Source organism: Rhodopila globiformis, from assembly GCF_002937115.1.
GTDB classification, from domain to species: Bacteria; Pseudomonadota; Alphaproteobacteria; order Acetobacterales; family Acetobacteraceae; genus Rhodopila; species Rhodopila globiformis.
The window spans coordinates 1-10,186 of record NZ_NHRY01000005.1 but is presented as its reverse complement, the minus strand read 5'-3'; the positions used below and the strand labels follow the sequence as shown (position 1 = coordinate 10,186).

The following is a 10,186-nucleotide window of genomic DNA, read 5'->3' as shown; positions in this document are numbered from 1 at the left end:
GTTGTTCGCAGCGGTCGCGCCAACGGACCCCGGACGGCCCGGCAAATGGTCCTTGATCCGCTCCCACTGGTCGTCGCGCAAGGCATGTCGATGCATCGGTCAGCCTCTCCAAAGCTGACTGCCTATGCATCGAAGAACCGGGGCTGCTGGAATCGGGAAGCCGCTTGTTGATCAACGATTCCGCCGCACTGTTGCAGCCCAGACTCACTCGGCTGGCTCCAATTGACGACACGCCCTAACCTTCTTAAAGTTGGTCGGGCGCCGACGCGGGGGATAACCCGGAACCGCGGGCCATGATCGTGGCGCTGCTCAACCAAAAGGGCGGCGTCGGCAAGACCACGCTCGCCCTCCATCTTGCCGGACGATGGTCCCGGGAAGGGAAGCGGGTCATCGTCATCGATGCGGACCCGCAGGGTTCGGCGCTCGATTGGTCGGCGCAGCGCGCCCGCGAGTCCGCGCCGCAATTGTTCGGGGTCGTCGGCCTCGCGCGCGACACCCTGCATCGCGAGGCGCCGGACCTTGCACGCGGCGCGGATCACGTGATCATCGATGGACCGCCGCGCGTAGCTGGCTTGCTGCGCTCGGCGTTGCTCGCTGCCGATCTCGTGCTGATCCCCGCGCAACCCTCGCCGTTCGACGGCTGGGCCTCCGCCGAAATGCTGCGGCTGCTCGAGGAGGCTCGCGTTTTCCGGCCCGGTCTCGCAGCGCGTTTCCTCCTCAACCGCTGCGCCGCGCGCACGGTGATCGCCCGCGAGACCGCCGACGGCCTGGCCGAACACGATCCGCCAGTGCTCGCGTCCCGCATCGGCCAGCGCGTCGCCTTCGCGGACGCCGCGCGTTCGGGCCGCCTGGTCGACGAGTTCGCTCCGGACGGCCTGGCCGCGCGCGAAATCGCGGCGCTCGCCACCGAAGTCGAGGCGGTGGTGCCATGACTGATCGCGTCTCCAAGCCTGCGTTCGCCGCACGGCCAGCCACACCGGACGCCTGGGTGCGAACACAGGATGTCGCGCCGCCGCGCGGGGCCGCCGACACGTTCTCCGCGCGCCTGACGATCGACGTGACGCCGGAACTGCGCGGACGGATCAAGATCGCCGCGTTCCGCCGCGGCGAAACCGTCGCCGACATGCTGCGCGCGCTGCTGCTGCGCGAGTTTCCCGACACCGAGGGACCAGCGTCATGACGGCTGACTCTCGACCTCGATCGTGCGCGTCTGATGCAGCGGCGCCGCTGACCCACGTCGAGCTGACCTGGATCGAAAAGCGGATCGAGCACTGGATCCGCTTCGGTCGCGACATCGAGGAAACGATCCTCGACCGACGCCGCCGGGTGTTGAGCTTCGCGCCGAACTCCGTCTTCGCTTTCGTTCGATGGGCCGCCAACGACTTCGGCACCGTCTTATCCCGGATCGACATTCTCCGCGCGGTCGCCACCGGCGAAGCCTACCAGACCGTGCCCTACGTCCAGCCCGGCGGAGAGATTCTGCTGCGGATCAACGGCTGGCCGAAGGTCGAGCGCACGCTTCAGACCATCGACGCCATCGAAGCGCTCGACATCGATCCGGCCGAAGCCGCTCCGGACTATTGGCGCCACGTCCATAACCGATTGAGCGCGGGCGACGCGCCGCGCGCCTACACCCGCGAGCGCCATCGCGCGTGGCTCGTGCGCCGGAGCGTCGGCTTATGACGCACGAACGCTGGTCGATCCTCGCGGGGCTGATCGCGCTGGCAACTGCCGCGACGGTCGTCATCCGGCCGAACCCGCTGTTGATATGGAACGCGAGCGCGAGTGTGCCGATCGGCCTCTACGCGATCGAGGCTGCCGGACGACTGCATGTCACCGAGTTGGTCGCGGTCGACCCGCCGCCCGACCTCGCCGGCTTCCTCGCGGCGCGCGGGTATCTGCCCAGGGGTGTGCCCATGCTGAAGCACATCCTCGCCCTTCCTGGTCAAACCGTGTGCCGCTCCGGACGGTCGGTGAGTGTCGATGGGATGGCGATGGGCGACGCGCTCGACCGCGACAGCCTGGGCCGCCCGCTGCCGGTCTGGCAGGGGTGCCAGCGCGTATCGGACGGCTCGATTTTCCTGATGAACCGGGAGTCTGAGCACTCCTTCGACGGCCGGTATTTCGGTCTGCTGCCTGCAAGCACGATCGTCGGTCGGGCGGTTCCCCTCTGGACGCACGAGGAGGACTGATCGTGCAACCACATCGCTCATCGGTGGCCGATCATGGTCGCGCTCACCGCCGGATCTTCTCCCTCTTACCGGCCTGCGTTCGACCACTCTTTGGCGCCGGGCCTGTTCAACAGCCGCGTCTGCATCGCATGGCGTGCGTCATTGGCGTCGCGGTCCTGATGTTGTTCGGCGCCATGCCGGCCCACGCCCAGCCTGCACAGATACGCGTCGTCGAGTCGCGCGGACCGTTCGCCTCCTTCGTCGATGAAGCTGCCACGCGGTTCGGTATTCCTCCTGCATGGATCCACGCTGTCATGCGGGCCGAAAGCTTCGGCGATACGCGCGCGACCTCGCCCAAGGGCGCGCTCGGCCTTATGCAGATCATGCCGGAGACATGGGCCGAGCTGCGCCGTCGCTACCATCTCGGCGCCGATCCGTACGACGCGCACGACAACATCGTCGCCGGCGCGGCGTATCTGCGGGAGTTGCACGACCGCTACGGCATCCCTGGCTTCCTCGCGGCCTATAACGCCGGGCCAGCGCGCTGGGAGGACCACGTCGCGACCGGCCGGCCGCTGCCGCTGGAGACCCGGGCTTACCTCGCTCGGCTTGTGCCGGTCGTTTCCGGCGGGGCGGTCGATGATGCAACGCTGCTGGCGACGGTCGTGCGATCCTGGACCGAGGCATCGCTCTTCCCATCGCCGTCGAGACCGCCGTCGACCAGCGGCAAGGATGCAGTCGACCCGCAAACCGGGTCGCCGTCAGATGACCGTCGCGTCGCCGACTGGACCGGCCTCGCGCCCTCGTCGAACGGCCTGTTCGTCGCGCTGTCTGGGCAGAGCCCGCGGCGATGATCGGAGCGGCCGTTTTTACTGTTGCAGCGAGCTATCGCGGCGCTTGGAGGGTCGTCGAGAGGGAGACCCGCGAACCGACCAACGGACGGGGACGGCAAGATAAAAGCGCCGCCAGCGGCACGGCGCATGTGGTTGGTTGGATTGAGGATTTTCGCCAGCTTACCCAGCAACGGCGCTGGCGCTTTCGGCGAAAAGATCAAGTATTTCAACGTTCCAAGCGCCATCCTCGCGCTCAGCGAGCGCGGCTTTGGCCATGACTGGGGCCGACGACGACTTCACCGCGAGGCCCGGCCGCATTCGCCACGGCAATCGAGGAGCCAAGCGGCCGAAGAGCTTCGTCGGCGAGGTGATGCGCGCCGCCGCGAAGGCCGGCCATCGGAGCGCGACATTCAAGAACGCCGGGAAGAGCAAGGGGCGATCGACGTTCGGTCGCGGCCGGCGGGCGGCTCTGTCCCTGTCGTCGCGTTCGGCCACGCGGCGGGTCGTAGTCATGATCCGCATCGTTCGTCACCGCGGCGGACGCTTCCGGTCGGCCCCACTGGCAAAGCACGTGGCCTATCTGAAGCGCGACGGCGTCACCCGTGACGGCGCCGACGCGCGCATGTTCGACGCGGCGTCCGATGACGCCGACGCACGGGCCTTCGCGGAGCGGTGCGAGGAGGATCGGCACCATTTCCGCTTCACCGTCTCGCCCGAGGATGCCAACCGCATGGAGGATCTGCACGCCTTCACGCGCGAGCTGATGCGGGACGCCGAACGCGATCTCGGCACCCGCCTCGATTGGGTCGCCGTCGACCATTGGAACACCGACAATCCTCATGTCCATGTCCTGGTGCGCGGACGCGCCGACGATGGCGCCGACCTCGTCATCAGCCGCGACTACATCAGCCATGGACTGCGCAACCGCGCCGCCGACCGCGTCACCCTGGAGCTCGGGCCGCGCACCGCCCAGGAAATCCGCGCGGGGCTGGAAAGCGAAGTCGGCGCGGAGCGATGGACCAGCCTCGACCGCTCCCTGCGCGACATGGCCGACGAAGGTGGGGGCGTCGCGGACCTACGCCCCGGAGGCACGGACGAAGACCCCGAGCTGCGCCGGCTGCTAGTCGGCCGCGCGGCCAGGCTCGGACGCCTCGGGCTCGCCGAGCAAGTCGGCCCGGCGCAGTGGACGCTGAAGTCCGGTCTCGAGCCTACGCTGAGGGAGCTCGGGGTCCGCGGCGACATCATCAAGACCATGCACCGGGCCATGAGTGCCGGCGATCGCGAGCCGGACGTCGCTAGTTTCGCGATGCACGGAGAGGAGCCGTCCGCGCCGATCCTCGGCCGTCTGGTCGAGCGCGGACTACACAACGAGCTGAAGGGAACGGCCTATGTCGTCGTCGACGGGATCGACGGCCGCACGCATCACGTCGTCTTTCCCGATCTCGATGTAACCGGCGACGCGAAGCCCGGCGCCATCGTCGAGACCCGGGTTTATGAGGATGCCGGCGGCCGTCGGCGCCTGGCGCTTTCCACCCGCTCCGACTTCTCCATCGAGGCTCAGGTGACGGCGACCGGCGCCACCTGGCTCGATCGCCAGCTCCTCGCCAAGGAGACCGTCCTCAGTGCCGCGGGATTCGGTGCGGACGTGCGGGAAGCCATGGACCGCCGCATCGATCATCTCGTCGAGCAGGGCCTCGCGCGCCGGCAAGGGCAGCGGGTCGTCTTCGCCCGCGACCTTCTCGACACGCTGCGCCGACGGGAGCTCGATGACGCCGTCACCCGGCTGTCGGCCGAGACGGGGCTCGCCCATCGGCCATCCGCGGAAGGCGAGCACGTCTCGGGCGTCTATCGCCAGCGCGTCACGCTCGCGTCTGGCCGGTTTGCCATGATCGATGACGGCATGGGGTTTCAGCTCGTGCCTTGGCGGCCGACGCTCGAGCAGCAGCTCGGGCGACAGGTGACAGGGCTCAGAGGCGCTGGCGATGCCGTCGACTGGAAGCTTGGTCGCGAGCGCGGCATTGGCATCTGACCGCCCGGCTCAAGCTGGCACCCAAATCGAATCATCTGGATGATGAGCATCCCCGAATGCGCGTCGTTGTTCTACGGGCAGCGTCGCGACCCATGCCGACATGAACGCGTCGAGGCGATCATGACGGCTTCCAGGGACGGCAGACTTGAGCGCGGTCTCGAGACCCTGCGGCTCCCATCCAGTCCGCTGCGCGACAGCCTCCACCTGGGAATGAAAGCCACCTTCCGTCGACTTGTGCAGGCATGAGGGGAGCAGTGCGCGAACGATCGCGAATGGATAAACCTCAATGACTTCGACATCGAGCTCCCGCCTCAGCGCCGAAAACAGCTCGAACCCGAATAGCATCCAGATTTTGTTGGCATGGGGCAGCGACGCCGCACCGCCACCTGACCGAAGGTGTTGAGCGCACTTCTCCCGGATAGAGGGCCAGTCGGACACTAGAGGCGTTCGAAAGGACGACAAGCCGGATCGACCGAGTTCAACTTCTGAGGATCGCGAACCATTGGTCGGGGGCGCCGCCGGCGCGTCGACCGCGATCCGCTCTATGCGCCAGCCCGACTCCGCTGCAATACGCTTCAGCCCAACGGCGACCTTCTGAGCGGCGTCCCGGTAGGGATGCGTCGCCGTGACCTCTCTATTGCCCAAGCCCCGAGGAAGGACTGCGCGAAGGTCCCTGGGAAGAGTCAAAGGCGTGAGCGGCAAGCCAGGCTCGACGAAGCAGATCGGCAACCGCTTGCCCGTCGCACAGGCGACATCGATGCCCAGATAAATCGGGGAAGCCGACAAAGGCGTCCTCAGCGTTCGAGTTGTCCGAATTTCCCGCCAGCCTATCCGGGGACAGGACACCCTTCAATTTGTCCTTGAGGCTGCGCGACCTACGCGTCCTGATCCACGGTCGCCATGAACGCGACCAAGATCCTCTGGGGCCAGGTGCTCACCGTCAGCCTTGTCGCGCTCGCCTTCGTCTGGGGGGCGTCGGAGTGGGTGGCGTGGCGACTCGCCTTCCAGCCCCAGCTCGGCAGACCTTGGTTCGAGTGCTTCGGCTGGCCGATCTATCAGCCGCCGGCCTTTTTCTGGTGGTGGTTCGCCTACGACGCCTACGCGCGCGATATCTTCACTGAGGGCGCCTACATCGCCGCCTCGGGCGGGATCGCCGCGGTCATCGTCGCGATTGCCATGTCGGTCTGGCGCGCCCGCGAAGCAAAGCGCGTCACGACCTATGGCTCGGCGCGTTGGGCGCAAACGGCGGAGGTGCGCGACGCTGGTCTGCTCTCCCATGATGGGGCCGTGCTCGGGCGCTGGCAGGATCGGTATCTTCGGCACGACGGCCCCGAGCATGTTCTGTGCTTCGCCCCCACCCGGTCCGGCAAAGGTGTCGGTCTGGTGGTGCCGACGCTCCTGACGTGGTCGGGATCAGCGATCGTCCACGACATCAAAGGCGAGAACTGGTCGCTGACCGCCGGCTGGCGCCAGCGCTTCGGCCGGGTGCTCTTGTTCGATCCGACCAATGCGGCAAGCGCCGCCTACAATCCGCTTCTCGAGGTCCGCCGCGGTGAGTGGGAGGTGCGCGACGTTCAGAACATCGCGGACGTGCTGGTCGATCCCGAAGGCGCCCTCGAGCGGCGGAATCATTGGGAGAAAACCAGCCACTCGCTGCTCGTCGGCGCGATCCTTCACGTGCTCTACGCCGAGCCCGACAAGACCCTCGCGGGCGTGGCCAAGTTCCTGTCCGACCCGCGCCGCCCGACCGAGACGACACTTCGGGCGATGATGACGACGCCGCACCTTGGCGAACTCGGCGTGCATCCGGTGGTCGCCAGTTCGGCCCGAGAGCTGCTCAACAAGAGCGAGAATGAGCGGTCCGGCGTGCTGTCGACCGCCATGTCGTTCCTCGGCCTCTACCGGGATCCCGTTGTCGCGGCCGTGACGCGACGGTGCGACTGGCACATCCGGGACCTTGTGGAGGCGAAGGCGCCGACCACCCTCTACCTGGTGGTGCCACCATCGGACATCAGCCGGACCAAGCCCCTCGTGCGCCTGATCCTCAATCAGATTGGCAGGCGTCTGACCGAGGAGCTCTCACCGAAGACCGCGCGGCATCGGCTGTTGCTGATGCTCGACGAATTCCCGGCGCTCGGCCGGCTGGATTTCTTCGAGAGCGCGCTCGCCTTCATGGCCGGATACGGACTGAAGAGCTTTCTGATCGCGCAGTCGCTCAATCAGATCGAAAAGGCGTACGGCCAGAACAATTCGATCCTCGACAATTGCCATGTGCGCGTGAGCTTCGCGACCAACGATGAGCGGACCGCCAAGCGCGTGTCCGACGCTCTGGGCACCGCCACCGAAATGCGCGCCATGAAGAACTACGCCGGCCACAGACTAAGCCCGTGGCTCGGCCACCTGATGGTGTCGCGACAGGAGACCGCGCGGCCACTGCTGACCCCCGGCGAGGTGATGCAGCTCCCGCACGAGGACGAACTGGTGCTGGTGTCCGGCTGCCAGCCGATCCGGGCGAAGAAGGCGCGTTACTACGAGGACGTCGAACTGAAGGCCCGCATTCTGCAGCCGCCCGAGTTATCGAGCCACGCCCCGGACCCGCCCCGCGTGGAGACCGTTCCGAACGATGCCCGTGGCGACTGGGCGGGCGCCGTCATCGTCCAACCGCTCCAGGCCGACACCGAGGATCCAGCGAACGGTGGCATCCGGCGCGAGCCCGAGCTGCCCGAGCACGAAGACATCGCTCCGTCGACGCCACGGGCTGTCAACGAGTTCGAGCTGATCGATGAGGATGCAGACGACGAGCCGCAGCGGCAGCGCACCTTGCAACGCACGATGAGTGCTGTCGCCCGGCAGGTGTCCCTCGACCCGGCCGACGACATGCAGATGTGAGCACGATGCGAACCAAACACACGTTCCGGCTGCCACCGGACCTGATGACCAAGTTGTCCGACTACGCGGCGCGGAAAGGGGTCAGCCAGTCGATGATCGTCGAAGCGGCGCTGGCGTCGCATTTGTCCCCGGATGGCGCCGACCGGCTGGAGGCGGCACTGGCGCGGCGGCTCGACCGCATCGGTCGCCACCTGGAGCGGCTCGAAAGGCACGTGGACATTTCGAACGAGGCGCTGGCCGTCTTCGTCCGCTTCTGGCTGACGAGCACGCCGCCACTGCCGGACAACTCGGCCGCTGCAGCTCAGATAAAAGGGCGGGAGCGGTATGAGGGGTTCGTGGAAGCGCTCGGCCGTCGCCTGGCACGCGGGAAAAAATTGGCTGACGAGATCATCCAGGATGTGGCCGCCAAACAGTCGGAACAGGATGGCACTCAGGATGGTGATGATCGACAACGGCTCTGAATGGCGGTTATCGACACGTCCAAAAAATTCGGTGTGCTCTCACCGAATGGCCGATTTGCGCCGATTCTGTTGAAGAACTCGCGGCATGGCCCGCTGACGGTTTGGCCGCTCGAGCGGCTGATGGCGCCTGCGCGGCCTCAGGTGGCCATGATCGGGCTCGGGGTCGGGACCAGCTTGGCGAGCTTCCTGAGGTTCTGGGCGGTAGCGGCGAGGAGGAACTCATCACGTGCGCCGCAAGGCCCGCGTAGTCGAAGTCGGTCGAGTTTGAGGATGCGCTTGAGGTGGGCGAACAGCATCTCGACCTTCTTCCGCTGTCGGCGAGAGGTGACGTAGGCCTCGGTCTTGGCGATGGCCCGGGCCTTGTCGCGGGCGGCCTCATGGACGGAGCGCGGCACCTTGCGCGCTGGGGCGTTGGGGCAGCATCGGGACTTCATCGGGCACGGCCCGCAGTCACGCTTGCTGGCGCGGTAGCGCACCGTTTTGTCCTTCAACACGCCGGTCCGCGGCACGGCGAACGCGCGACGGTACTTTCGCAGGTGCTTCCCCGCCGGGCAGACGTAGAGGTCTTGCTCCGGGTCATAGGTGAAGTCGTCTCGCGAGAAGGTCCCGTCGGTTCGCGCGGATTTGTCGAACACCGGGATGTGCGGCTCGATGGCCTGCTCGTCGACCAGCCAGGCCAGCATCTCCGCAGAGCCGTAGGCCGTGTCGGCGGCCAGGCGCTCCGGGTGAAGGTCGAAGCACTCCTGGGCGCGCACGATCATGGTCTTGGCGGCCGTCACCTCGGCCTGGCGGATGGCGGTGCTGGCTTCGACGTCGACGATCACCGCGTTGTCCAGGTCGATCAGATAGTTGGTGGAGTAGGCGTAGAACGCCATGCCGCCGTTGGCGCCGGTCCAACGTGACGCTGGATCGGCTGGGGCCAGGTACTTCGGGGTGACGGGCGTGGCCGCGCCGAAGGCTGCGTCGTCCAGCACAGCCAGGTACTCATCAACCGCCCGGCTCGAGACCTCGGGGTCCAGGCCATTGGCGCCGTCCGTCCCGCTCTGGCGGTTGGCGTCGGCCTTGATCAGGCTGGCGTCGACGGCGAAGCCAGCGCCGCCGACGAGCCCCTCCTCGATGCAGCGGCGCACGACGGTCTCGAACAGAAGGCGCAGCAGATCGCTGTCGCGGAAGCGGCCATGGCGGTTCTTCGAGAAGGTCGAGTGATCGGGGACATCGCCGTCGAGGCCCAGCCGGCAGAACCAGCGGTAGGCGAGGTTGAGGTGGACCTCCTCGCACAGCCGTCGCTCGGAACGGATGCCGAAGCAGTAGCCCACGAGCAGCATCCGGATCAGCAGCTCCGGGTCGATCGAGGGGCGGCCGGTCGAGCTGTAGTATGGCCGCAGGTGCGCCCTGACGCCGTCGAGATCAACGAACCGGTCGATCGATCTCAGAAGGTGGTCCGCCGGCACATGGCGTTCGAGAGAGAACTCATAGAACAGGGCCGCTTGGTCGACCCGCCGATCTCCCATCATCGACTCACCTCCGGCCACAACGACCAGAGTGAATCAGCGGGCCCGCGCCCGCTCAACACCCGTGTTTTTCAACAGAATCCGCCAAAGGCGGAAATTGCCCCTAGGGCGTGTCGTCAATTAAGCCAAACGACGGCGGCGGCGAGGTGGACCGCGGCGAGGAAGTTGCGGGCAGTCTTGTCATAGCGGGTTGCGATGGCACGGAACTGCTTGAGCCTGGCGAAGAAATTTTCGATCAGATGGCGCGCCTTGTAGAGGTCGCGGTCGTAGGTCCGCGGCGAGCGGCGATTGG

The 10,186-nt window shown here is 66.8% G+C and carries 11 protein-coding genes and 1 pseudogene; 8 read left to right on the top strand and 4 right to left on the bottom strand.

Annotated elements, in window-relative coordinates; translation table 11 throughout:
• Positions 1 to 96 (bottom strand): annotated as a pseudogene (locus tag CCS01_RS34905) (IS5/IS1182 family transposase); the annotation flags it as partial.
• Positions 97 to 293: 197 nt separating this feature from the next.
• On the opposite strand from CCS01_RS34905, the gene parA reads away from it, so the two are divergent.
• From parA to CCS01_RS00115, 6 genes are all read left to right on the top strand, one after another.
• The gene (parA, locus tag CCS01_RS00140; protein WP_104516826.1) at positions 294 to 932 is read left to right on the top strand and encodes a ParA family partition ATPase; all 639 of its coding nucleotides are present in this window, start codon (positions 294 to 296) and stop codon (positions 930 to 932) included.
• Complete coding sequence (locus CCS01_RS00135; protein ID WP_104516825.1) at positions 929 to 1,180, top strand: hypothetical protein; 252 nt, start codon at positions 929 to 931, stop codon at positions 1,178 to 1,180. Before parA ends, CCS01_RS00135 begins: the two co-directional genes overlap by 4 nt.
• Positions 1,177 to 1,683 carry a DUF2840 domain-containing protein gene (locus CCS01_RS00130; RefSeq protein ID WP_104516824.1) on the top strand — a complete coding sequence of 169 codons (507 nt, stop codon included), beginning with the start codon at positions 1,177 to 1,179 and terminating at the stop codon, positions 1,681 to 1,683. Before CCS01_RS00135 ends, CCS01_RS00130 begins: the two co-directional genes overlap by 4 nt.
• The gene (locus tag CCS01_RS00125; protein WP_104516823.1) at positions 1,680 to 2,192 is read left to right on the top strand and encodes a S26 family signal peptidase; all 513 of its coding nucleotides are present in this window, start codon (positions 1,680 to 1,682) and stop codon (positions 2,190 to 2,192) included. Before CCS01_RS00130 ends, CCS01_RS00125 begins: the two co-directional genes overlap by 4 nt.
• A gap of 2 nt (positions 2,193 to 2,194) precedes the next feature.
• Positions 2,195 to 3,025 (top strand): lytic transglycosylase domain-containing protein, encoded by an 831-nt coding sequence (locus tag CCS01_RS00120; RefSeq protein ID WP_170114610.1) that lies wholly within the window; start codon positions 2,195 to 2,197, stop codon positions 3,023 to 3,025.
• A 253-nt stretch (positions 3,026 to 3,278) separates the two neighbouring features.
• Positions 3,279 to 5,033: a relaxase/mobilization nuclease domain-containing protein gene (locus CCS01_RS00115; protein WP_104516821.1), complete on the top strand. Its 1,755-nt coding sequence runs from the start codon at positions 3,279 to 3,281 to the stop codon at positions 5,031 to 5,033.
• 9 nt (positions 5,034 to 5,042) lie between these two features.
• Here CCS01_RS00115 and CCS01_RS00110 read toward each other — a convergent pair whose 3' ends face one another.
• Positions 5,043 to 5,819, bottom strand: a complete 777-nt coding sequence (locus CCS01_RS00110; RefSeq protein WP_158258153.1) for a DUF429 domain-containing protein — start codon at positions 5,817 to 5,819, stop codon at positions 5,043 to 5,045.
• Positions 5,820 to 5,933: 114 nt separating this feature from the next.
• Between CCS01_RS00110 and CCS01_RS00105 the strand changes: the two genes are divergently transcribed.
• Both CCS01_RS00105 and CCS01_RS00100 read left to right on the top strand, forming a co-directional pair.
• Complete coding sequence (locus CCS01_RS00105; RefSeq protein WP_104516819.1) at positions 5,934 to 7,922, top strand: conjugal transfer protein TraG; 1,989 nt, start codon at positions 5,934 to 5,936, stop codon at positions 7,920 to 7,922.
• Positions 7,923 to 7,927: 5 nt separating this feature from the next.
• Positions 7,928 to 8,383 carry a CopG family transcriptional regulator gene (locus tag CCS01_RS00100; protein WP_193540088.1) on the top strand — a complete coding sequence of 152 codons (456 nt, stop codon included), beginning with the start codon at positions 7,928 to 7,930 and terminating at the stop codon, positions 8,381 to 8,383.
• A 137-nt stretch (positions 8,384 to 8,520) separates the two neighbouring features.
• On the opposite strand, the gene CCS01_RS00095 is transcribed toward CCS01_RS00100, so the two are convergent.
• Entirely contained in the window at positions 8,521 to 9,897 is a 1,377-nt protein-coding gene (locus tag CCS01_RS00095; protein ID WP_104516817.1) for a transposase, read from the bottom strand.
• A 113-nt stretch (positions 9,898 to 10,010) separates the two neighbouring features.
• Positions 10,011 to 10,186, bottom strand: a 176-nt coding sequence (locus CCS01_RS00090; protein ID WP_146101497.1) for a transposase, incomplete at its 5' end; no start/stop codon positions are given.